This window comes from Paenibacillus sp. BK720 (assembly GCF_011761545.1).
Lineage (GTDB): Bacteria > Bacillota > Bacilli > Paenibacillales > Paenibacillaceae > Pristimantibacillus.
This window is the reverse complement of sequence record NZ_JAASRQ010000002.1, coordinates 329,203-353,962: the sequence shown is the minus strand read 5'-3', so window position 1 is coordinate 353,962 and position 24,760 is coordinate 329,203. Positions and strand designations below refer to the sequence as shown.

Annotated in this window: 15 protein-coding genes; 4 read left to right on the top strand and 11 right to left on the bottom strand. The window is 52.6% G+C overall.

Annotated elements, in window-relative coordinates:
* Nucleotides 1–3 precede the first annotated feature (3 nt).
* The 6 genes from FHT67_RS08365 to FHT67_RS08340 all read right to left on the bottom strand — a co-directional run bounded on the left by FHT67_RS08365 (nucleotide 4) and on the right by FHT67_RS08340 (nucleotide 7,975).
* The gene (locus tag FHT67_RS08365) at nucleotides 4–1,605 is read right to left on the bottom strand and encodes a response regulator transcription factor (protein ID WP_132306687.1); all 1,602 of its coding nucleotides are present in this window, start codon (nucleotides 1,603–1,605) and stop codon (nucleotides 4–6) included.
* On the bottom strand, nucleotides 1,598–3,415 hold the full coding sequence (locus tag FHT67_RS08360) for a sensor histidine kinase (protein ID WP_132306689.1): 1,818 nt from the start codon (nucleotides 3,413–3,415) through the stop codon (nucleotides 1,598–1,600). Before FHT67_RS08360 ends, FHT67_RS08365 begins: the two co-directional genes overlap by 8 nt.
* A 72-nt stretch (nucleotides 3,416–3,487) precedes the next feature.
* Nucleotides 3,488–4,909 carry an ABC transporter substrate-binding protein gene (locus FHT67_RS08355; RefSeq protein WP_167197360.1) on the bottom strand — a complete coding sequence of 474 codons (1,422 nt, stop codon included), beginning with the start codon at nucleotides 4,907–4,909 and terminating at the stop codon, nucleotides 3,488–3,490.
* Nucleotides 4,910–5,049: 140 nt separating this feature from the next.
* A complete protein-coding gene (locus FHT67_RS08350) occupies nucleotides 5,050–5,892 on the bottom strand; it encodes a carbohydrate ABC transporter permease (protein ID WP_167197357.1) in 843 nt (280 codons plus the stop codon).
* 18 nt (nucleotides 5,893–5,910) lie between these two features.
* Nucleotides 5,911–6,843 (bottom strand): carbohydrate ABC transporter permease, encoded by a 933-nt coding sequence (locus tag FHT67_RS08345; protein ID WP_132306695.1) that lies wholly within the window; start codon nucleotides 6,841–6,843, stop codon nucleotides 5,911–5,913.
* Nucleotides 6,844–7,435: 592 nt separating this feature from the next.
* Nucleotides 7,436–7,975, bottom strand: a complete 540-nt coding sequence (locus tag FHT67_RS08340; RefSeq protein ID WP_132306697.1) for a cyclase family protein — start codon at nucleotides 7,973–7,975, stop codon at nucleotides 7,436–7,438.
* A gap of 97 nt (nucleotides 7,976–8,072) precedes the next feature.
* Here FHT67_RS08340 and FHT67_RS08335 point away from each other — a divergent pair, with 97 nt between their 5' ends.
* Both FHT67_RS08335 and FHT67_RS08330 read left to right on the top strand, forming a co-directional pair.
* On the top strand, nucleotides 8,073–9,695 hold the full coding sequence (locus FHT67_RS08335; RefSeq protein WP_167197354.1) for a GMC family oxidoreductase: 1,623 nt from the start codon (nucleotides 8,073–8,075) through the stop codon (nucleotides 9,693–9,695).
* Between the two features lie 313 nt (nucleotides 9,696–10,008).
* Nucleotides 10,009–12,213 carry an Ig-like domain-containing protein gene (locus FHT67_RS08330; RefSeq protein ID WP_132306701.1) on the top strand — a complete coding sequence of 735 codons (2,205 nt, stop codon included), beginning with the start codon at nucleotides 10,009–10,011 and terminating at the stop codon, nucleotides 12,211–12,213.
* Between the two features lie 79 nt (nucleotides 12,214–12,292).
* On the opposite strand, the gene FHT67_RS08325 is transcribed toward FHT67_RS08330, so the two are convergent.
* The 3 genes from FHT67_RS08325 to FHT67_RS08315 all read right to left on the bottom strand — a co-directional run bounded on the left by FHT67_RS08325 (nucleotide 12,293) and on the right by FHT67_RS08315 (nucleotide 21,062).
* Complete coding sequence (locus FHT67_RS08325; RefSeq protein ID WP_132306703.1) at nucleotides 12,293–12,760, bottom strand: nucleoside deaminase; 468 nt, start codon at nucleotides 12,758–12,760, stop codon at nucleotides 12,293–12,295.
* 179 nt (nucleotides 12,761–12,939) lie between these two features.
* The gene (locus FHT67_RS08320; protein WP_132306705.1) at nucleotides 12,940–19,563 is read right to left on the bottom strand and encodes an S-layer homology domain-containing protein; all 6,624 of its coding nucleotides are present in this window, start codon (nucleotides 19,561–19,563) and stop codon (nucleotides 12,940–12,942) included.
* A 131-nt stretch (nucleotides 19,564–19,694) separates the two neighbouring features.
* The gene (locus tag FHT67_RS08315; protein ID WP_132306707.1) at nucleotides 19,695–21,062 is read right to left on the bottom strand and encodes an MFS transporter; all 1,368 of its coding nucleotides are present in this window, start codon (nucleotides 21,060–21,062) and stop codon (nucleotides 19,695–19,697) included.
* 151 nt (nucleotides 21,063–21,213) lie between these two features.
* Here FHT67_RS08315 and FHT67_RS08310 point away from each other — a divergent pair, with 151 nt between their 5' ends.
* Complete coding sequence (locus tag FHT67_RS08310; RefSeq protein ID WP_132306709.1) at nucleotides 21,214–22,071, top strand: helix-turn-helix transcriptional regulator; 858 nt, start codon at nucleotides 21,214–21,216, stop codon at nucleotides 22,069–22,071.
* Here the strand turns inward: FHT67_RS08310 and FHT67_RS08305 are convergent.
* Both FHT67_RS08305 and FHT67_RS08300 read right to left on the bottom strand, forming a co-directional pair.
* The gene (locus FHT67_RS08305; protein ID WP_132306711.1) at nucleotides 22,055–22,828 is read right to left on the bottom strand and encodes an anti-sigma factor domain-containing protein; all 774 of its coding nucleotides are present in this window, start codon (nucleotides 22,826–22,828) and stop codon (nucleotides 22,055–22,057) included. The genes FHT67_RS08310 and FHT67_RS08305 overlap by 17 nt on opposite strands.
* Entirely contained in the window at nucleotides 22,825–23,412 is a 588-nt protein-coding gene (locus FHT67_RS08300) for an RNA polymerase sigma factor (protein WP_132306713.1), read from the bottom strand. The genes FHT67_RS08305 and FHT67_RS08300 overlap by 4 nt, the downstream gene beginning before the upstream one ends.
* Nucleotides 23,413–23,593: 181 nt before the next feature.
* Here FHT67_RS08300 and FHT67_RS08295 point away from each other — a divergent pair, with 181 nt between their 5' ends.
* Entirely contained in the window at nucleotides 23,594–24,760 is a 1,167-nt protein-coding gene (locus FHT67_RS08295; protein ID WP_132306715.1) for a COG1470 family protein, read from the top strand.

Below are 24,760 nucleotides of genomic sequence, written 5' to 3'. Positions count from 1 at the left end.
CTCCTAACCGCGATATTCGGTTGGCGTTAAGCCCGTCTGCGCCTTGAATGTCTTGATGAAATAGCTCTGGTTGTCGTAGCCGAGCATCTCGCAAATCTCGCTTACGTAATAATTCGTCTGATCGAGCAATTCCTTGGCCCGCTCGATCTTCTGGTCGGTGACATACTCAATAAAGGTCAGGCCGGTCTCCTTCTTGAAAAATCGGCTGAAATAGCTTGGATTCATATGCAGATGAGCGGCAACTTCCTCGAGCGAAATCCGTTTGCCCAGATTCATCGACACATACTTGCAGGCTTCCGATACCTCGCGGCGTTTGCTCACCGGCAAGGCCTCTTCTCTGGCTGCGATGTAAGACTGAAGCTGCGTGTGGAACCATTCGAACAGCCCCCATAACGAATCGAAATAAACGATTTCCTTATGCAGCTTCTCGGCCGTTAAGGTCTGGGAGGCAAACAGCATGGCATGAAGCTTGAGCCGCATATCGATAAGCAGCTTCAGCACCCAATCCCTCACTTCCTCGGAAGCGTATCGCTCCTTGCGGATATGCGTTTCCCATTTGCCGGCCAGCGTTCTGACCTTATCGCCGTCCTTCGCCATAATCGCTTCGCGAATTTCCGCGGCAGCCTGGTCGTACAGGGCAAGAAGCCCGGAGCCGGACTGGGCGCCTTTCTGCCACTTGGCGGTTTCCCCTTTGGACAAATAGAACCGCTGTTCGTCGGCTTTGAGCAGATTGCACAATGCCTGCTTCAGCAGCTGCGGATTGTCGCAGCCCGTCCCAATGAGAAAAGCCATCTGAATCTTCAGCACTTGACCAAGCGTCCGCTGCACGGTTTGAAGGCTGGACTGCACCTGATCATAAACATTTTGCTTAAGGCCCGGTTTAAAAGCGAAGAGCAGCAAGGACTGCCTGCTGCTGTAACCGATATGCACCACGCGCAACGGCAGCTCGGCCAGCAATTCCTCCATCACGTTGCTGATCGCGAAATGCAGCGTCTGATCCGAATCGAACCGATTTTTGATCAGGTTATAGTTTTCGATAAAGCCGGCTGCGGGAAGACATAGCTCACCGGGCTGGAACAACCCGTAAGAGCCGAAATCGCGCTGCCATTGCTCCGCGGAAATCAGCGGCTGCTGGACAAATTCGCGGAACAGCTTCTCCTTGCGCAAATCCTGGGTTTCGCTGACCATCCGCTTCATCTTGTTTTGCTCGGATAACATCTGGCGTTCGCCGTCAAAGCCTTCCTTAAATTTCTGCAGCAGTCCGATCAATTCCTCCGGATCCAGCTGATCCTTAAGCAAATAATCCTGAACATCCAGCCGCATCGCCTGTTGGGCGTATTGGAATTCGCTATGGCAAGAGAGGATGACAATCCTTACCGAAGGATTTAATTTTTTGACCCTTTGAGCCAGCTCCAGACCGTCCATCTTCGGCATCCCGATATCGGTCACGAGAATATCCGGTATTTCCTCCTGCACATGCTCCCATGCCGCGAGTCCGTTCTCATGCTTGCCGGACAAAACAAGACCAAGCTTCTCCCAATCCACTACTTCCGATAACAGCTCGATTACCGGATAATCATCGTCCACGAGCATCACTTTATACATGAGGACGCCCCTCCTCTCGAATAGGGATATGCATCATAATGCGTGTTCCTTGATCGATGTCGACGGTAATATGAAAGGCATCGCCAAACATAATCCGCATGCGCTCCGCGACATTCGCCACGCCAATTCCGGACATTCCGGGGCCTTTGGAACGCCCGGTTTCTTGAATCTCTTCCGCCCCTGTTCCCGCGGCCGTAAGACGCGCTCTCAACCGTTCCAATTGCTCCGCGTCCATGCCGATTCCGTCATCTGCCACCGACAGCTCGAGGAAGTGCTCGTTTCTAGCTGCCGTTATCCGGATCGTGCCGGCACTTTGGTTAAAGCCATGGATCAAAGCGTTCTCCACCAGCGGCTGCAAAATAAACCGGGGAACACGAATATCAAAGGAGGTTACATCTACGTCCACCACCAGCCTTGCTTCTTCCTTCTGCCGCAGATTCATCAGCTCGACATAATGCGTCAGCAGTTCGATTTCTTCATGCAGCATAATGGCGTCTTCATCCCGGCTGATCGTCATTCGCAGCAGCTTGGACAAAGAGGCAATCATCTTGGCGCTATCCTGGTCGCCGCTCCGCATGACCTTCATCCGGATCGAATTCAGCACGTTAAACAGAAAATGCGGATTAATCTGGGCCTGCAGCATCGCCAGCTCCGCTTTGCGTTTACGCGCTTGCGTGAGCGATACCTCGGTAATCATCTCTTTAATGCGGTCGAGCATTTGGTCGAACAGAAAACCCAATCTTCCGATCTCGTCGGCGCCGCGGATACTGGACCGCACCTCCAGATTGCCCCGCTGGACGCTTGAAGCTACCTTCCCAAGCTTGATCAGCGGCTTTGTCAGCTGTCTCATCAAGAGGAGAAGCACCACGAGAAAGGCGATAAACGATGCGATCTGGAATAAAAAGACCCGGTTAAAAATCGAGCTGATGTTTACGATCGCATCCTGATAAGGCTCCGTTGCCACCAGATGCCAGTCATTAAAGGAAAGATCAGCCGTTGTGAGCAGCAGCTTCTTGTCTTCATCCTTAATAATGGAAGAAGCGACGCGAGGATCCCTCTCCGCCATCTGCTTGCTGTATTCGAACTGCCCGTTCACTTGCTTAAGCTGTGGCGATGACAGGATCTTGCCGCCGCCGTCTACCAGCACAACTTCCTGGCTGCCCGTCAAGCTGCCCAGAATCTTACTGAATTTGTTTTCCATCATCGTCACGATGACGTATCCGTAAATCCGGGTGCTGTCGAACCGAAGCGTTCTTGCGACCGAGATTTGATAAGGACTGCTTATGCGGTCATAAGGAAAAATCGTCGGCGAAGTGCTCACCCAATAAGACTGCAGGCCCGTCAGCTGTTTCAGGTTGTTGAACCAGGGCTCCTTCTGGAAAGTAAGCGGATCCATCTCATCCTTGGAGTAGTTCGTAAAGGTCTCTCCGTTGGTGAGTATAATCGTGATGTAGCTCTTCTCCCCTATATAAGTGAGCGTCTCAAGCTGCTGCATAATCCGGCTCGTTGCCGTAAACTTCTCGTAAGGATCCAGATCCGCATTCAGCATCTTGATAAAGCTTGCTTTCATATCCGCGTTGGCCTGCAAATAATTCGCCGTGTTCAGCATGCCTTGAAAAAGATTATTGATCGAGCCGTTAACGAGCTGCATGGAATCGGTCGCATTCTCCTTCGCCTGCCGTTCTACGGCTTCACGGGTAAGCGAGTTATAGATCAGCATCGTTAAGACGGCCGGTATAAGAATGCAAATAACCGCTACAAGAGAAAGCTTGCCTCGGATGGAATGAAAATAAGACCTGATGCGGTACATCGCGCGAAGTCCCCCTTAGATAGAAAAGGGGGACAGTAACTCCCGTCCCCTTTGGCTATTTATTATACCTTATTATTTTTTGTTCGCCGCAATAATTTCGTCCACGCGTTTCTTGGAATTTGCAACGGTCGTATCGATGTCTTGGTTGCCAAGAATCAGCTTCTCGTACTCTTCGTTGATCGCTTTGTATACTTCGGCTTGATAAGAAGCAGGAGCGATAATTTCGGTTGCTTTCGAATTCACGAGCGTATTTACGAGGCTTTCTTTGTCAACAAGCTCAGGGTTCTTCGTGCCCGCAAGAATCGTATCGATAATGCCTGCTACCTGATCGTTGCTTACGCCGTTCCAAGCCGGAATGTTCTTGCCTTGCACGACTTGGCCTTCCGTTGTGTACCAGCGAACGAATTTATAAGCTTCTTCCTTGTTCTTGGAGCTTTCCGATACCGCCACATAGTCCGTCGTAACCGGGGTGATGCCGGATTGGTCGCTGGCATTGTTTTTCGGGAATGGCGCAACCGCTACATGGAACGTCAGAGGCAACGTATCCGTACCGCCGATTTCCGTGTTCATCCAGGAGCCGATTGTCAGCATGCTTGCCGATTGGTTAAAGAATTGGTTACGGTAAGCCAGCTTTTGCGAGATCATATCCGAGTAAGGAACGGAGGACTTATCCTCTTTTTCCATTTTCACGCGAAGCTCAAGCGTCTTCTTGAAGTTCGGATCATCCAGATTGGACGTGCCGTCCGCCTTCAGGAATTCGGAACCGGTTGGCTGGTTCTCCATCATCAGCTTCAGATATTCCATCCAGCCGCCGTTTTGCGGACCGTGGAAGTAGGTGCCGTAACGTTTTGTCGCGCCTTCGCCTTTGGTGAGCTTTTTCGCGTAGTCCGCGTATTCATCCCAAGTCCAGTCCGTCGGAACCGCAAGTCCGGCTTCGTCCAGATTGTCCTTGTTCAGAAGCACGTACCAAGGATTGAATTTGCCTGGCAGCGCGTACACTTTGCCGTTCAGATGCGTATCAACCTTGTAATCCTCTTCTACCTTGTAGCCGTCCTTCGCAAGGAAATCGTCAAGAGGAGCAGCCATGCCAAGCGCTACGCGTTGTGCGTAACCTGCCGCGTCGCTGAACATCATCACGTCGATTTGTTCGCCGGAGGCTACGGCAAGATCGAGCTTTTTCATCGATTCCTGCGTGTCGCCTTTTTCGCTGAGCTGCACAAGCTCAACGGTTACGTTCGGGTTTTTCTCGTGGTAAGCGTCCAGCGTTGCTTTCCAGTTGTAAGCTTGCTCCGTTCCGTACGTGTAGAGGCGGAGTTTTACCGGATCTCCGCTTGCCGCGCTGCTGCCTCCTGCGTTCGAGCTTGCCTCCGTGGAAGGAGCCGCGCTTGCGTTCTTGTTGCCCGAATCACTGTTGTTGTTGGAGTTTCCGCAGCCTGCCAATACTCCGGTAAGCAGTAAACTAATCGCGAGTCCCGATGCCCATCTCTTTTTCATTTCTAAATGCCCCTCTCTGAAATGCAAGGTTATAGGATGTTGATAGTTTTCATTATAGTGAGCGGCAATCGGGTAAGGATGAAACTATCTTTACCTAAATTGCAACAAATTCGACTTTCTTGCTAACGCTTTCATGTTCGTTACCCTTTTACGCCGCCTAATGCAATACCCTCGATAACGCTTTTTTGACCAATGATAAAGATGATAAAGAGCGGCAGGATCGCCGATACGGCAGCTGCCATAATAAGCGAGTAGAACTCACCGCTGAGCGACGTGAACTTCTGCATGGCCAGCGGAATCGTGAACAGCGAGTCCGTGCGAAGGAAGATCAGCGGATTCTGGTAATCGTTCCAGGTCCAGATAAAACGCAGAATCGCGTAGGTCGCGACTGCCGGTTTCACCAGCGGGAAGGCGATGCTCCAGTAGATCCGGAAATGGTTGGCCCCGTCTATTTTAGCAGATTCGATAAACTCCTGGTGAATCCCCATAAAGAACTGCCGCAGCATAAAAGTTCCCAATACGCTGAAGCTGCTAAGGATAATCAAGCCCCAGTGGCTGTCGAACAAGCCGATTTGACGGTACAGGATAAATTGAGGAATCAGAATCGCCTGGCTTGGCACCATGTAAGTCGCAAGCACGATCAGGAACACGAAATTGCTGCCCTTGAACTTGATCTTCGAGAAGCCGTATGCGGCAAGGGACGAGAACAGCGCAGAGATACAGGTCGTAATGACTGCGATTTTGATGGAATTCAAATAATATTTCCAGAAGGGATAGTCCCCTACCCATACTTCCTTGTAGTTCTCGATAGCGTGCCAGTGGCGGGGAATCCATTCGATCGGGTAGACAAAGACGTCCTTCTCGATCTTGAACGAAGTGACCAGCATCCAGATGAACGGAAGCAGGAACAAGATGCTGACGGCAAACATGAGGACGGTTAGAACGCCTTTGCGCCAGTTGAAAGCTGTGTTAGATGTCTCCATAAGGTTGGTCTCCTTCCGTTAGTAGTTAACCCATTTTTTCTGCGCAAGCCATTGTCCGAAGGTAATGAGAAGGACGAAAATAAACAGCATGGCCGCGATCGACGATGCGTAACCGACCTTCAAGTTCACGAAAGCCGTATCGTACAGGTACCATACCATCAGCGACGTGGAGCCGATTGGCCCGCCTTGCGTCATAACCGCGATGATATCAAACACCTTAAAGGTTGAGATAATGCCGGTTACAAGCAGGAAGAAGGAAGTTGGCGACAGCAGCGGGAACGTTATGCGGGCAAATTTGATCCAGCCGTTCGCCCCGTCGATATCGGCCGCTTCGTACAGATCCTTCGGGATCGACTGCAATCCGGCAATGTAAATAATCATGTTGAAGCCAATCGATGTCCATACGACGATCATCATAATGGAGGCAAGCGCGAAATGCGGATCCGCGATCCACTTCGGCGGATTGCTTACGCCAAGCGTGTGCAGAATCTGGTTGATCGGGCCGAAAGACGGCTGGAATAAGACCTGCCACACGATCGCTACGGCAACGATATTGGAGATGTAAGGCATAAAGTAAGCAACCTTGAAGTAGCTTTTCAAGTAAACATGGCGGTCGATGATGACGGCGAGCACCATGGAAATAATCATATAGATTGGTACGGCGAGCAGGAATACAAAGTTGTTGCGCACCGAGCGGATGAACTGATCGTCATGGAACAGCTTCTTGAAGTTGCCGAAGCCCACCCAATCAATCCCTTTCCAGCCCTGAACAAAGTTCCAGTCGGCGAAGCTGAGCACGATTGTCGCGACAATCGGAAGAAGAACGAGAATACATACGCCAATGAGCATCGGGCTCACGAACAGCCAACCGGCCAGCGTCTCTCCGCTTTGCAGCGAGCGTACTTTTTTCGGCTTCTCCAGCTTGCCTATTACTTGCGGTGAAGTCTCCATCTTAAGCACCTCGAATTTCTTAGAATATAGTAGGAAGTAGTGAAGTTGTTTTTATTATAGAGAATGGGAAAGCGCGACCTATGCCGTTATTTTTACTTTTTTCTCGTTAGAATTGACTTCTTGGCTGGGGGCTCGTTGAAAGGTGCGTTATGGGGGGATCGGGGATCGAGGGATCGGGGATCGAGGGATCGGGAATCGATCTAACGAAACGTGGTTATTTGGCGGAAAACAGCGGTTTTTTAAATCTAACGAAACTACGTATCGCTATCGGTGTATTTCGTGGCTAAAAACGGGGCAAAAGCCTGGAATAACGATGCGTAGTTTCGTTGGAAATAGAAAGTCTCCCATTTTGGGCGAATGGCGGTACGTAGTTTCGTTAGAAAAAGAGACTGCCCCATGATGGGGCAGCCTCGAGTCGTTTTTATAGATGAGAACGATTAATATCTCGCTAAATAATCTAGCAGCAGTCCGTTACAATGGGCATTCTGCCTTTATAACCGCAAACGGTTAACAGAAAGATCAACGCCAGCGGGACAACGATTTGAATCAGGATGACAAACGGATTGCCAATTTGGTCTGCGTAGCCGATATTTCACTCCTCTTCCTCTTCCGTTTCTATTACAGCAACTGCCCGGACCGGTGAACCGTCACCACCAGCAATCCGCAGCGGAAATCCGTAAAATATAAAATCCCTATTGGTGGGAAGGCGATCCAAGCCCTGCAGCCCCGTATACGTTAGGATATTGATTCCGAGCAAGGCACGCTCCAATTCTTCCGTCAATTCTCCGCCTACAAACGATGGCCGTAAAGCGGCAAGTCGTTCATAGCATTCCAGCCCGGCCGACTCGATGAAAAATAGTCCTCGCCCTTCCGGCCATGCCGATTCTCCAATGCGAACTATACGCGAAGGTCCAAAAAATCGTTCCGCCGGCAGCTCATCCAAGGTTGCCGCACCGGCATGCATATGAGATGGAGCATCCACATGCGTTCCGGTATGGCTGCCCATGGCAAGCTTCCGCAGCTCCCAGGTATGACTTTCGTATGTATGCGCTACCTTGACCTTAACCTCCGGATCGCCGGGATATACGGCCATTCCATCTGCAATTAATGCCGACAAATCAATAACTCTCATGCAACCGTCCCCTTTCTGCAAACTATTATATAACGTATGAGCGGCACATTGGACATCGAAGGGCAATATCATACATTAGCCTAATGAAGGAGAATGCATGATTATGAATCGGATATATGACTATATCATCGTCGGAACGGGACCTGCCGGTGCGGTAATAGCCAAAACCCTTACCGACGACAAGAAAACCTCCGTATTGCTTCTCGAAGCCGGATCGAATAACGATAACGACAAACCGATTAGAGATTCGGCCATGGCTTTGGAGCTGGAAGAACGGTTTTTCCCGGAATATTTTTGGCAAGGCGAAGGTATTCCCCAAGCAGAACTGGATGACCGCATGTTTGAGTGGACCACGGGCCGGCTCCTTGGAGGGGGCTCCTCGATCAACGGTGAACAATATGTACGGCCTACCTCGGCAGTCATGAAGGAGTGGGAACGATTATTAGGGCCTCTATGGTCCCCAGCCCGAGCTATTCGGCGATTTAAGGAGCTAGAAAAATATAATGGGAAGACCGGCAATCCGGCAGCCCGCGGGTATCGCGGGCGGATCGATATTCGGCAAGCTCCGGAACATCCGACTTCGATGGCAAAGAAACTGGTGACGGCCATCGAAAGAGCAACGGGTTTCCCGGAAATTTTAGATTATAATAATCCGAAAACTCCCCTTGGCCCTTTTTCGCGTTGGCAATTGTACCAAAATCCGAACGGCCGGCGAGAAAGCTCATCCGCAGCCTTTCTTTCCGGAGACATTATGAAGCCGAACGGCCAGGGAGTAAATGGACGTCGGCTGCGGGTATTGTTCAATTCGACAGTTCTGAAAGTTCTATTCTCAAACAGACGGGCGAAAGCCATTGCGTTTTTACAAGATGGCAAGCGGCAAAGAGCCTATGCTAGAAAAAAGATCATTATTTCGGCAGGCATCAACAGTGCCCAGCTTCTAATGTTGTCCGGCATAGGGCCGGCCTCCGAGCTGAAAGAGGCAGGTATTCCCTGCATATTCAACAATCCGAATGTAGGCCGGAGACTAAGAAACCATACGCTTAACTTCGCGATTTTCACGACTAACCCGGGTGATGCTGCATTGCCTCGGAACGATACGAACGCCCTTTATACCGGAGGAGCTTTCTTGCCGGATCCAACCGGTTCGAATCCGAAACGCCGGGCGGTGCAAATGCTGGGTATTGGCACAGATGGCATGTTGACGTTGGGATTGATTTATTTAAAGCCGAAGAGCCGCGGTACTATACAATTGCAAAATAAAGATCCGCTAAAAATCGTGCTCGCGGATGAAGGTTTTTTAATGGATCCTTCCGATATGGACGCCATAAAAAATATTTACAGAATTTATGTCAAAGATATAGCGTCCGAGCTCGCTTCCATCGATCCCTCTTACCGACTCGTCTCTCCGGCACCCGACGTGATAGAGAATGATTCCAAGCTCGAAGAATTTATTAAACAAAATTTCGATCACAACCATCATCAGCAAGGCTCCCTTCGCATGGCTCCTTTGGAAAGAGGAGGAGTCGTTGATCGTCACGGGGCCGTACATGGGGTGAAAAATCTAATCGTTGCGGATGCTTCAGTCATACCGTTTACGGTTGACGGGAATACGTCGGCTGCCGTGTACCTGATCGGTTACACCGTTGCCAAGAGGTTACTTTATGGAGCGGCGAACACAAAAATAAAACGGAAACGGTTATTTGAAACGGATGTAGAATAACTCCTCCGCAGCAGGAAGGTGCGGCTCCAAGCGAAGGCGCCCCCCTTTCGTTATCCGTGTCATTTTAAAATCAATATGTTTCCATCCCTTCTGCAACTAAAGTTACTCACTTTTCGTTAAGAGACTCGGGAAGCAAATAATACCAATATTATTTCATGCCCTTATGAAGTTCTCCATAAAGGAGAAGCCGGCCATCGGTTTCTTCTTTATGTTTATATATAGTAAATTTAGCGGTTGCGGTTTATTTTTTCTTCTCGAATGCCGTTAACAAAAGAGAGCAAGAAACATTTTCCAAGGAAAGGGAAGGGAATTAGTGAAGGAAAACATCAGAGAAATACTGTCGCTCAAGTTCGTCCGCAGCTGGCTCGCAGCCGTGCTTGCCATGACGCTTGTCATGACTAGCCTGAATGGGGTTGCGCATGCGGCGACGACGGATACCGTGACAGGCATCGAGTGGAGCTACGCGGAGTCGGATTACAATCCAAGCACATCATCGCTGGAAATGTACGTCGAAGACGGCAATGTGGACCTCACCGTACTTGCGACCATTTCGGGCTCAACATCCAAAAAAGACGTAACAACGGACGTAACGTGGAAATCATCCAATAGCTCTATCGTCAAAGTTGATAAAGGCGTGTTAAGCGGTACGGGCAAAGGTACGGCCACTATCACCGCTGCCTATAAAGGGTTCTCCTTATCGATTAAAGCAACATCGGATTACGTATACAACCAGGTTACGATTATGCAAAACGGACAAGCGGCTCCCACTGCCTTAACCGATGTGCTTTTAGGTCAATCGCTTGTATTTACGCTTGACGGAGACGGCCAGAATATTACGGACGATGCGACATGGACAACCTCCAGCTCGTCCATCGCTACCGTCGATGACGGCCGCATCACGCTTGTTGGTGCCGGCACGGTTACGATTACGGCGAAATACAAGGGCAAGTCGGATTCTATTAAACTGACGATCTCGTCGCCTTACAAATCCATCGCTATTACTCCGGAAGCGGCTAGCGATCTGTTGGAGCTTGAAGTAGGCGGCGATGATTACAAGCTGGAAGCAGACGCCGTATTGAAATCCGGAGAATCCTCCGATGTCACAAACGATGCCAAATGGACAAGCGCTAATGCGAAAATGGTTACTGTGAACAAAGGAGTCATTACTGCCGTCAGCGCAGGCAAAACGACTGTCACGGTCTCTTATCTCGGAGTATCGGACACGATCACGGTTGTCGTCCGGACCCCTTATCAGTCCATCAAGATTGCTCCGGAGAAGGAATACCATATGCAATTGCAGGATGCTCCTCTGCAGATCAAAGCGGAAGTGCTTAGCAATTCGAACGTATCTTCGGACATTACAACCGTAGGCACATGGACTTCCTCCGATATTACTATCGCTACCGTTGATCAAGGAAAAGTCATTCCGAAAGCGGTTGGCACGACCAAAATTACCGTGGCTTACCGTGGCGTTAGCCGCAGTATCGATGTGACGGTGTATCCGAGCATTACCAAGCTGAAGGCTGAAAAAACGTCGATCGACGGCTTCAAAGGAATCGAAGGCGAGCTTCCGAAAGTAACGGCAACCACGTTCGACGGCTCCAGCGTTGACGTATCCAAGCTTGTGAAATGGACCGTTGCGGACGAGGAAATAGCCGAGCTTAAGGATGGCGTCTGGACGGCCAAGCAGCTTGGAGAGACCACCTTCACGGGAACCGTGCAGGACCTGAAGGCCACGGTAAAGCTTGTGGTTCACTTGAAGCCGATCAAGCTTTTATCCGAAGCCAAAGACTTGAGCGTTATTTTGGGTAAAGAGACGAACCTTCCAAAGGTAACGGTCGTTTACGAGGACGGTACGGAAGCCGATATTTCCGAAGCGATCGAATGGAATACGGCGTCTGACAATATCGTTTTGCTTGATAAGACGTTAAAAGGTCTGGAAGCATCCAACGTAACCTTAACAGGAACTTATCTGAGCAAAACCGTCTCCGTTCGCGTTAAGATCGAAGAGGAAATCGTTAAGATGGTTGTTGAACCAACGAAGCTGGAGCTGAATCCGGGACGATCCAAGGCGATTAAGGTTACGGGCTATTACAAGGACGGCAAGAAGGTTTCCATCGGCACCAAAATGAACTGGGTTGCCGCAAACGAAAATATCGCTGCGATCAGCGGTTCATCGTCCGTTAAAGCCATTGATGTGGGTACAACCAAAGTGACGGGCAAATACCAAGGAAAAACGGTTGAAGTCCCCGTCACGGTTACGCCAAAGCTGAAATCGCTGCAGCTCTCCAGTAAATCCGCGCAGATGTCGGCGGGCGATACGTTGACGGTCAGCCTGCAAGCCATCTACTATACGGGCAACCCGGTGAACGCGACGAGCGGCGCAACATGGACTTCCTCCAATTCGTCCATCGCAACCGTCAAGGATGGCAAAATCACAGCGGTACGCAAAGGCAGCGCAACGATTAAAGCAGCCTTCGGCGGTAAAACGGCCTCCATCCGCGTCTCCGTGAAGTAACTTATTTTATTAAAAATTGAAAAACCCTGCTCGCAGCGTTATGAAAGCTGATGTGCAGGGTTTTTTAGATGAAAATGGTTTATCCCTTGTCGTGCTGCGAGAAATAGCCGGCTAATACGCTCAGGCTTTCCTCTCTTAATACGCCTCCAAGGACCTCGGGTTTATGGTGCGAATGTCCAAAGACAATCTCGGAGCATCGGCTTCCTTTTTCATTCAAGAGGCCGCATAAATCCATATCGCTGGCTGCGTAAACCAAGCGCCCGAGCTGCGTCCATACCATGGCCCCGCTGCACATAAAACAAGGCTCGCAGCTGGAATACATGGTGTATTCCCGCAAATCGGTTATCTGCGTTTCTGCGCAAAATCTCCGCAGCAAGCCTGCTTCCGCATGGAACGTTGGATCCGTCGCCGAATAAATCCGGTTCTCGTTGGAATATACGATTTCGCCATTTTTAACCAGTACCGCCCCAAAAGGTTCATTGCCATGCTCTACGGCCAGCTTGGAGAGGTAGATCGCTTCTCTCATGAAAATCTCGTCTTGGGTCATTCTTTATCTCTCCTTCTATGTAGAAACTATTGAATCTCAACAACGGTTCCATAAAAAACCTCAAGGATTAAGATAACCCGTTTCCGCTGTACATGCAAAAAGAAAATAGTATCGTTTATCATGGCAACAGCAAAAAGCGACCGGTGCCTATCAGCACGGCCGCTTTTTCGTTCATTCACTTATCCGTTCAACAATCCTGCCGATACCAGCAAACGCTTCAAAAGCGTTGCCGCTTCGGCGCGGGTTACGCTGCCTGCCGGAGCAAAGGAGCCGTCCGGCATTCCTTTTAATAAACCTGCACCGGTCGCTTTGCCTACGGCATCGGATGCCCATCTGGAGATATGGCCAGCATCCTTGTAGCTCAAGTCTGCCGCAACAAGCTTACTGCTTGCTGCCAGCTCGATCGCTTTGACTGCCATCATGGCCATCTCTTCGCGGGTTACCTTGTTATTCGGACGGAAGGTTCCGTCCTCATAGCCATTGATAATGCCTGCACCGGATGCGAGCTTCACCGTCTCTTCATACCAGCTGCCGGCTGGAACATCCTTGAAGCTGCGTGCCTCGCCAATCTGGCGGATTCCTAACGCGCGAACCAGCATGGCGGCGAACTCGGCGCGGGTCACCGCGCGTTCCGGTTCATACTTGCCTGCCGTTACGCCATTCAGAATACCTTTGCCGGCAAGGAGGGCAATGTCCGCTTTGGCCCAATGGCTGCTCGTATCCGTGAAGGTACGGTCAAGCTTCGCTGCGGTATAAATACTGTTGCCCATGCTTCTAATCGTCACAACCGTCTTGCCGTCCTTCACCGTAACAAAAGCCGGTACCGAACTGAATGTACCCGTTGCCGGATCGTAGACCAATACGGTTAATTTGCCCGCCTCTTGCACGCCATTTACCGTAAGGGTTCTTTCCACGTATACTCCGCCAAAGCTTTCAATAATGATCGATTTCGACCCGGATTGAACCGAGATGCCGAAATCCAGCGCAGAGCCAATCGTCGTTACGCCATGTTCTGCCGCATCCTTATTCAGCTTGGCAGTCAGGTCAGACGAAGGCGATTGGATCGAGAAGGTCCATATCGCGTTAACAATTTCCGTCATACCGTTAGCCTTCAAAATTGATATAAGCTGCTTCAGCGGGAACGTGTAGCTTCCCTGCTGGTTTTTCACGACCAAGACCGTGTCCGGCTTGGAGCCGGCCAGCTCCAGCAATGCTTTTACCGTAAAGGCTGCTTTACCGGATGCCGCTGAAGCGCTGACATCAACCGTAACGACGGAATGTCCTTCGTTTACTTTGTTTTTCAAGGCAAGGTCATTGTCTTCCGGCTTCGAAGCTGCCGTAATGACTTCCGTTCCGTTACTGCCCGTATGGCCGGTGTTACCCGGATTCGTGCCTGTGCCGCTGTCTTCCGCTCCCGTCACTTGAAGCGTAAATACGCGCTTCACGCCGTTATAAGCGACGGAAATATTTGCAGTGCCTGGACGTGCTGCTTTTAATGCTCCGTTTTCTAAATAAGCAATATTGCTGTTGTCGATCGTGATAACCGCATCTCCCGTTACTTCTTCCCCGCTTCGGTTATAGACATGAACCGCTTCAGATGTCTGTTTCTCCATCACGAATGGTCCGATACGGTCATTTCCTACCGCGAACCGGAAAGGCTTTAACAAGCTAGCGAAGCCTTCGTTCTGCTCCTCGAACGCAAAGCCCGGATTCGAATCGTTCAGAACGGAGATCCGTTCACCGCGTACGATAAGGTTATCCGCCATTATGGATCCTTTTACGTTAGGCGTCACATCCACTCCGTTTGTCCCCGTGCCGTCAATAACCGTATTCTCAATGGAGACGCCGCTCACGTTAAAGTCGCCATGCACAATCAGTCCGGCATACGTGCTGTCGAGGGCCGTGTTATTCCGGATGTATACGGTGCCGTTCAGATCCTTCTCGCTTGCGAATACCCAGATCGCGCCAAGGTTCACGCCATAGCCGGTATCGAAGCTGCCTGTTCGGATCAGCGTATTGCGTTCAACGACCGTAGTACCGCTGAACGGAACCGGATTGAAGCGTGTCGATACCGCTGCGCCTGCACCGTTGGTAATCGTGTCTTTGGCGATGTTGTCGGTCAGCTTGTTGTCTTTGCCGCCGAAGATGACCATATTGTCCGCGAGCCAAGGAAGAGACACGGTATTAAAGCGTGCCGTATTATTTACGCTGGCTACGCCTTCCGCCGACCACATCGCAATGCCGTCGTCACCCGGATAACGGATGTCGCTTTGCTCCAGCATGCTATTGCTCGTTCCGACGCAGAAGTTAATGCCGTCCGCCATCAGATTGCGCATTCGGAGACCAACCATATGCAAGCTGTCCGTATAGCCCATGCTTCCTTTCAGACGCGTCAGCCAGAGACCGGTCTTGGAATGCTCAATCCATACATTCTGGATAACGGAGCCCGGGCCAAACTCCCCTTCGAAGCCATGCGTGCTTGCTTCGTCATCGCGTACATTCAAGTCGCCGTCAACGAGCAGATCATACACTTCGGTATGTCCGCCATCGCCGATAAATCTTGCTCCAAGAAGCGTGGTATACCACATGCCCGCACCGCGGATGGTCACGTCGCTGACATGCAGCAGGCTGCTGCGAAGCTCAAAGGTACCCGCGGGGAACCAGACGCCTTTGCCTGCGGCTTTGGCGGCTGCCATAGCGTCGATAAAGGCTGCCGTATCATCCGCGCCATCATCCGCGGCTGCGCCGTAATCCGCGACGGACAGGAAGCCGTCCGGCATGGTCAAAGGATCTGCAACCTGCTCCATGTCGGCCAAATCGATCACGTAGTAATTCGCCGTGCTGTCCGCGTCTTTTTCCAACCGGATCGTTGCGCCGGCAGGCACATCGCCGATCAGCGCATGGATCTCGTCGAAGAAGCGGTGCGCGCTGCCCTGCTTCGGATCGTTGGACCACGGGTAGCTGCCGTATTCCCAAGCGTATTTCGAAGTCAGATTGAGCTTTTGCTTAAATTCGCCGTTTACGTAAAGCCCTAGCGTTTCCTGCCGTCCGCTGCCGTCCGCGCTGTCCGGGATCGCATACCGCAATACGATGGAGTTGGCCGGCCGAGCGAGGGTAAACTCTACGTAATCGCCGGTCTCGCTAAGGGATACCGCCTGTCTGCCCGAAGCTTCGGAGGCCATGTCGCGGTATACTCGGGATGGTCCAATCAACGCGGCATTGGTAGCCGCATGCTCGGCTTCGTAGGTTAAGTAAGGAACGGTCGCTCCGCGATAAGCCAAATTCACCGCATGATTAACGGAGAGCGAATCAATCGAATAGCCGCCGCTGCCTGACGCTCCCTGTACCGTAACCGTATTAACGCCCGCGCGAAGCGCAAGCGACAACTCGGCATTCTTCCAGTTCGATGCCGCAGGGAGGTTCGCGTCATCGGAGGGAATACCGTTGACCGTCACTTTCAGCGTACCGGATTGACTACCCAGGTAACGGATTGCAGCGTCATAGGCACCCGCTTCTTCCGAATTCACAACAAAGCGGATCAGATCGCTGCTATTCTTCAAGCCTTCTAGATAACCCGTGCCCGTATATCCTTCCGACAAAGCTTCTGCCGAAATGCTTTGGCTGCGGAAGGCGTTTTCCGCTTCGTAAACAATCTTGTCTTGCACCGGAGTTAAGCTCCAAACGGCTGGAGAAGCCGCTTCGCCGTACTCCAGCGAACTGCCCTCTATATGCAAAGCTCCTTTCTTATCTGCCGCGTTAACCAGCGCAAAATGTCCCAACCGTTCTTCAATCATCCACTGCTCGGCATCCGTTATGGCCGCCGCACTGTCCTTGAGAGAAAGGTCCTTCGACAGCAGCTTGCCCGTAGCGCGGTTCTTGATCAGCTTGCGGCCGTTGTAGTCCTGCAGCAGCCATTCCGCGCTTGAATGACCAGCACCGGAGCTAGCCGTTACGACCGCCGTGCCGTTTGATTCCGCAAGATTTTTGCCGCCGGCCGTTATGGCGATGTAATTGGTATCGTTAAAAATCGGGGTGCCGGTTGCTTCGTTACGCTCATCGCCCATTACCGGCGTTCTAAAGTCAACCGGCGCGTTGTCAAAGCTCCATTGCAGCGTCCCGAAGGACGCAGGGAACAAGCCGCGTTCGGCGTAGCCCGCGCTATTTTGCACATTGATATATTCATCGTCAAAGCTGCCGTATAAGCTGCGGATCAAGTAGGTTGTGCCTTGCGGCTCTATGGACCAGTCCGCTCTTGCCGCCGCTTCTTCCAATGCTCCGCTCGTAATGTACCGGTAATTATCGTCTACCGAGATGTAATGACCGGATACGCGGTTGCGGATGCGGTAAGATCCGTTAGCTTCTTCAAGCAGCCAATGCGAGTAGCCGTTATCCGCATCCACGTTGCCGTACAGCACGACACCGCCATGGTTCTCGTAAAGGAATTGGCCGGTTGCGGCATTTTTGATCCGGACGGGAACGGCTGGCAGCGATGCTTCAGGCACTTCGACCGGTTCCGCCGCGAACTGCCCTTCATCATTGCCCGCAACAAGCTTGCTTACTTTCGCATACCCTGCATCGTCCCCGCTCGCTTCATAGACAAAGTGGCCGGCCCATGCGCTTTTGATATTCACATAGCCTTCATATGCGCTATCCTGCAGGTACCACTTGGCGCTGCCCCATTGCGGGTAGATGCTTTCCGCAACCAGCTTGAAGTCCGGCGCGTCCTGCTCGACCGAACCGCCTACGCCCTCCATCGAAACGTAATGTCCGGTTGCGAGGTTTTTGAGCCTTACCGATCCAACTCCGTCGCCGGCGTCTTCCGGGAACCAGATCGACGAGGTATCGGATTCGGGAATGTCGGCGAATTTCAATTTGCCTAGATCCGCGCCGGCTTCCGTCACTTCGTACAGATAACCGCCGGTCAGCTTGCTCTTGATCCGAAGATTGCTTGGCGCGGCTTCAGGCACATTAATAAAGCGCCAGCGCGGGCTGCCCCAGTTCGGATTAATAATGCCGTACTCGGCATATTTGGTCAGGTTCTGCAGGTTGATGTATTTTTGCGAGCCTTCTGCGTCGTTTGCGTCCAGTACGCTGTGAATCAGCCTGGAGCCGCCGCCTTTATCCTCGATGACCCAAACGGCGCTTCTCCAGTCGTCCTCCACGTCGGATACTTTGATATGTCCGTCCGTTACATTTTGCAGATTGATATAATGATTGGTCGCGCGGTTCTTGATCCGCTTGCGGCCCTGGAACCGCTCAATGACCCATTGATCGCGCTGATCGTCCTCGCGGATATTGCCGTATTTCAAATTGCCCTGCGAATCCTCATACAGATACATGGACTGCCATTCATTCATAATACGCACAAACTGCGGGGACCCGTCCGTCGCTGCCGAAGGATCGGCAAGCAGCCATTGCGCCGGATTCGTGTCCGGATCCACCGTGCCCGCCTGGGCAGATCCCGTTGCATCCGCGTTATGCAGATAGACATTGGCCCCGCTTGCGTTTTGGATCGTCTTATAGTCGTCGTAGATTTTCGAAGATGCCAGCGTCCACTGGTAGGAAGCATCGATAGCTGCCGGTTTATCCGCCGTCAGGGGATCCGTCGGCTGAGACGACCCGCCCCGGATATAGTGGCCGGTTGCCACGTTGCGGATGAGCGTCTTGCCATCGAAATCCTCCATGATCCATTGGTAGAGATAGCTGCCTGCATTGGCGCTGTCCAGCGCTCCGTATTGCACAACCCCGTTATTTTCGTATAAATACGCTGCTCCCGCCGGATCGTCGGAATAGCTTGCAATCCGGACAGGCTGAACATCCGCCGCCATATCGATCCGCCATTGCGCGCTTCCCCATGCCGGCTGAGCCCAGTCGTTGGCACGGACATTGGTATCATCCGGGAACTGGGTATTAAGCACATAGGTAAGAGGCGTTTCTGCTTGCGCCGCAAATACGTTGGTAAAAGTAACATAGCCTGCGGTAGCCGCAGCTGCCATCGTCCATTCGCTTCTCGAGCCGTCTTGAGCGATTGCCTTAAGCTGCATCCAGCCCTCATCGCCTTGCGTAACGTAATGCCCGGTCGCGCGGTTCCTCAAACGGATAACCGAGCTTCCGTCTTCTTTCGTTTCCACCGTTTCCATATACCAATGGGTGACCGGGTCGGTAATGCCGCCGGCAGCGCCAAATTTGACAAAGCCGTCCTTGTCCTCATACAAATATTGGCCTGCTTTGTACTGGTTCACGATCCGGACGGGAACGCCTGCCGGATCAACCGGCTCCAGCGCCCATTGCGGGCTTTCGAACGTAATATTGATATCGCCGCTGACTTCCGCGAATCCAAGCTGGTCCTCCTGATGAATAACCAGGTTCGCGGACGGATCGCCGGCATTCCTGATAATGACATAACCGGCACGGCTGGAATCCGCGATGATCCATTGATCAGCCGTGGTGCTGGCTGCAACGCTCCGGCTGAATAGCGGTTCTCGCCGCTGATTCGTATCCTCCATCGTGATGTAATGGCCGGTTGCGCGGTTTTTAATCCGCTTCACTCCCCCGCTGTCTTCAATCAGCCAATGGGAGCTCTCGTTGTCCATCGCCGTAAATCCATAACGGACAACGCCGTCCGAGCCCTCATACAAATAATTGCCTTTCCATTTGTTCTTGATCCGCACATAGCTGTCCGAGCCGCTGCTGACCGCAGCGACTGCTTCGTTGTTGCCGCTGTCCGCCGCATACACCGGAAACGCCGTCAACAACAGCAGCAGCGCCATCAAAGCAGACAGCATTGCCTTGCTTCGTGCCATTCGTACTCCCCCTTAAGTCCCGCCAAGGATTAGTTGCATCTCCCATCTTAGAAGGTAAGGGTGTACAGGACGAGGTGTATTATTGGGAATATTAGGTGTTATATTAAGATGCTTGCCAGCCGATAGACAGCTTATCTCTTCTTGCCGAACACGGCAAGGGTCAGAACAGAACCTCCCGAGAGCAGAATCGCGATCAGGATAAAAGAGAGCCGCATCCCGGATAGAAACGACTGGCTGCCGTTCAACACCGCCCCAAGCAAGGCAACGCCAAGAACCGACCCAAGCTGGCGGCTTGCGTTGACCGCTCCGGAAACCGCCCCCGTCTGTTCCCTCGGAGCGGAGGACATAACCGCCGCCATCAGCGAAGGAATGGTCAGGGAAACGCCAAAGCCTATCAAGATCAACCCAATAAATGTCCATGCATAGCTTGTGCCCGAAGCGGCCCATGCCAGAAGCAGCGTCCCTGCCGCTCCGAGCCCAAATCCTGCCGCCATGGGCGTCCTCGCGCCGATCCGGCTGACGATCCGTCCGGTCAGAATCGGATTAAAGGCGAGCGGCAGCATCATCGGGAGCAGGGACAGGCCGGCCGCGTGCGCCGATAAGCCTTTACTCTGTTGGAAGTATAAGGGCAATACAAACAGCACCCCGGACAATCCCACGTTAATTGCCATGCCTGCCACCAGCCCCGCGGACACGGTGCCGTTCCTGAACAAGCTTAAAGGAAATAACGGAGCACGCCCTTTTGCTTCAAGGAATACAAACAGGATCATGCACAGAATCGCCAATCCGAAGGTTCCCAAAATGACGGGTGAACTCCAGCCGTAGTACTGCCCCTCCATCAAACTGAAGGATAATGCGGCAATTGACGCCAAGACGCTTACCTGTCCTCCCGCATCAAAGCCCTTATGCGCGGACCGGGGCGTCTCATCCGCCAGCAAATACGTCAGCAGCAGACTTATTGCGGCAAGCGGAACATTAAGGAGAAAGATACTCCGCCAGCCAAACGAGTCCGAGAGTATTCCGCCAATCACGGGTCCTGCCGCCATCGCGGCTCCCGTAACCGCGGTCCATATTCCCAGCGCCTTGGCCCGTTCTCCCGGCACGGGGTAGGCATGGGACAATAAGGATAACGAGGCCGGAAGCAAAGCGGCTCCTCCGATGCCAAGAATAGCCCGCAAAGCGATGAGCGCGCCTATATCGGATACAACCGCGGAGGCAGCCGAACCCGCAAAGAACAGGATGAGACCGCCGACATAAACCCGCTTTGCCCCCAACCGGTCCGCATACACTCCCATGGACAGCAAAAGCCCGGCAAATACGATCGTATAAGCATTGACGACCCATTGCAGATCTATGAGCCCTCCCCCGAGATCTTCGTGGATAGCCGGAAGGGCCACGCTAACGACCGTCATATCCAGCAGCACCATAAAATAACCAAGCGATAGTCCGAGCAGAAGCAGCCCGCTTCTGCCGGATACTTGCTGTAAAGCTTTCTCCATTTGTTCTTCCCCTGCCTTATCTCTTCATGTCGAATTCCCATAGAGTGTATAATGGATCCGATTAGAGAATAAGAGGAGAGCTTATCCTAGGAGTTTTTCTCCTAGGATAAGAATTTTAATAAGAACGATAACGGAAAGAAGGTTCTATCGCATGGATGACAAGGCAAGATTAAGAGAGCTTGCGCAATTTCTGAAGACGCGGAGAGCCCGGCTGTCTCCGGAGCAAGCCGGATTGCCGGCGATCGGGCGCCGGCGGACGCCGGGACTAAGACGCGGGGAAGTAGCCATGCTCTCCGGCGTAAGCGTGGACTGGTATACCTGGCTGGAGCAAGCCCGGCCGATTCAGGTATCCGCCCAAGTACTGGATTGCATCAGCCGCGCGCTCCAGCTGGACGCCGATGAGCGTCAGCATTTGTTCCTGTTGGCTATCCAGCAGATTCCGACTGACCTCTCCCTGGATGAGAACAGGATCAGCGAGCATTTGCAAAGCTTCCTGGACCGTCAGGGAACAAGTCCGGCCTTTATTACCGATCAACGGCTGATTATCCGGGCATGGAATAAAGCCGCGAATCTCTTATACGGCCCTTTCGAATCGATGTCGGAGCGCGAACGCAATACCGTATGGCGTTCTTTCCGTTTGCCCGGCGTCCGGGAGCTCCTGAAGGAAAATTGGGAGAAGCATGCGCGGCACAGACTTGCCCAATTCCGTGCCGGATATGCCAAATTCCCGGGTGATGCCTGGTGGCTGGAGATGATTGACGAGCTGCAGCGAACAAGCGAAGATTTCCGGGAATGGTGGCCGCAGCATGACGTGCTGAACGGGCCCGAAGGAAAGAAGCTCAATTATCATCCGGAAGCCGGAACGTTGGCGTTTAACCAGCTTTCTTTTATCGTATCGGACGCTCCCCGCTTTACCGTCACCATTAACCTGCCGGCTGACGAACAGACCGTCTTCAAGATGGCGCAGCTATTGCTCGATCTTAATGCCAAGGCTAATGCTCCATCTTAAACAGGAAAGCATCCGGCGAGGTTGGCTCCACGCTGCCTCCCGACGGCTCAATGGTAAGCGCGAGCTGGCTTGCCTTTACCAATGCTCCGGCTTTCACATAGAGATGGGCATGCTTCTTCTCCGACTGCTCGAGCAATCCCAGATTGACCCGGCTGCCGCCCTCCAGCGCCCATGCCTGTATGTCGTAATCGCGGCTCGACAGCATGCCGTCCAGCAGGACCAGCATTTCGCCGGAGTCGCTGTTAAACCAGATATACCCTTCCCCAAGCTCATTGTTATAAGGATGCACTTTATAACTGGCCGTCTCCGGCGCGTGAATAAAGTCCACTGCTTCCGGCTCGTGCGCGGCGACATAATCATTGCGCTGGTCGTCGGGCTGCCGGACGCTGCCGTAAAGCGAAGCCGCGCAGACGACGGCAACGACGGCGGAGACAAGCGCGGCCGTCCATTTGCTGCGTGACGTCCAGCCGGATCTCAGCCGCTTAACTATCCCGCGCCGCCGAACATGCGATCGCAGCCTATTGCGGATCCGGTCCGACGGAAGCCTGTCATCCGCGGTCCGGTCAAACTCCCCGTATCCGGCTGCCGGGGCAAAAATGGACTGCCATTCCGTTACCTTTTCCCGGCAGGCCGAGCATTGCTGTAAATGATTGGCCATCTCTGCATAACGCACGCCTGGCTGCTTTCCGAGCAGCCAATCAATCCATTGTTCCTCGCTAAATCCGATTTTGCATTGTTCTTCCGGCATTACGCTCATCTCCGTCCCTCCTCTACTCCGGTCGTTCGCTCGCTTCCCCTTCGCTCCAGATGCTTGCGCATATTGTTTAAGCCGTATCGCACCCAGGATTTTACGGTACCGAGCGGAACGTTCCAGGCATCGGACAGCTCCTTTTGCGTATGCGGGCTGTAATAGCTGTATGCGACCGCGTTCCGTTGATTGCGGGGCAGCTTCTTAAGCGCTTCGTTTAATTCCTCCAGCTCCAAATGCCGCAGGGCAATCTCCTCCGAGCTTCTGCCGCTGGATGCGGTGTCCTGCCCAAGCTGCTTCCCCTTCTCGGCTATCCGTTTGGCTCTGCGCAGACGGTCCAGACAGCGGCTCCTTGTCATCACCGCCAGCCACGCCTCCAGCGATCCGCGCCCGGGATTGTAATCCTTTCCCCGCCTCAGCACTTCAAGAAACACATCATGGCAAACATCCTCCGCCTCCATCCGTTCTCCCAGCGTGCGCAGCGCAACCTGCATGACAAGCGGCGCATACCGGGCATAAAACCGGTCAAAGGCCTCCGTCTCGCCTTCGCACATGTCGCGAAGAACCTCGCTCATATCCTCCAAGCGGCTCATAGCCGTTCCTCCCCCGCTAACCGAATCAACCTCATCTACCTAACGTTGTACCAGAATTTTCGCCGGAGGAAAAATAAATTTTTTTTCAGGTTCGCAAATCCAATCCCTTTTGCCATTCGTACCGATTACGTACGCTTCAAGGCGACGCATTCCAAATTTCAGAGCTACAGGAGGGGATCGCATGCTTCAAGCATGCCGCAAAAAAAGCGCTAAATACTTGCTTGCGCTAGGAATGACATTAGGTGCCGTCTCATGGGGAGCAGGCGCCATGCCGGTCTCGGCGGCAGCGGCGGTAGAGCTGTATACGCCTTATCTACAATTGTCCGCGCCGCCGGGGGATTCGATCGCATACTCGGTGGACATTATCAACCACGGCTCGTCTACCCAGACGGTGGATCTTGGCTTCGACGAGAAGGGGAACAAGTGGGATTACGAACTCACCGCGGGAGGGCGTACCGTAAGCAGGATCGCGGTGAAGCCCGGAGAATCCCAAACGGTAAACCTCCAGCTGGACGTTCCGCTCGAGATCAACAAGGGCGTGTACCAATTTCAAATGAATGCCGACGGAAGCGTTCTTCCGCTTGCCGTTCAAGTCTCAGAGCAGGGTACCTTCCGTACCGAATTAACGACGGATCAGCCCAATATGCAGGGGCATTCGGACTCTACGTTTACCTTCAGCGCGACGCTTCGAAACCGCACAGCCGAGAAACAAACCTACGCGCTTGCTGCCGAAGCCGCTGCCGGCTGGGACGTGACGTTCAGCGACGGAAGCAACAGCGTGACCTCGGTTGAGGTCGATGCCAACGGCGAGAAGACGATTACCATTAGCGCGAAACCGCCGGAGTCGGTTAAAGCCGGTACCTATGACATTCCGATATCCGCCTCCAACAACTCTACGAACGGGAGCACAACGGTGGAAGCCGTCGTAACGGGCACCTACGATTTGGCGTTAAGCACGCCTAACGATCTTTTGAGTACAAGCGTAACCGCCGGCTCCACCCGCAAGCTTGATCTGGTCGTCACCAACAAAGGCTCGGCGGAGCTCAAGCAAGTGGCCATGACCGCGGAAAATCCAACCGACTGGGAGGTTACCTTCGAGCCTGCGACCATTGCTTCCATCAAGCCGGGAGAAACCGCCCATGTTCAAGCCACCATTAAAGCGGATAAAAAAGCACTCGCAGGCGACTACGTGGTAAACGTCAATGCCGCTTCTCCGGAAAAATCCGCCGACGCGCAGTTCCGCGTCGCCGTGAAATCCTCGGTCCTCTGGGGCTGGATCGGCATTGTCATCATCCTGGCTGTTATCGCCGCTATTTACGGCTTATTCCGTAAATTCGGGAGGCGGTAA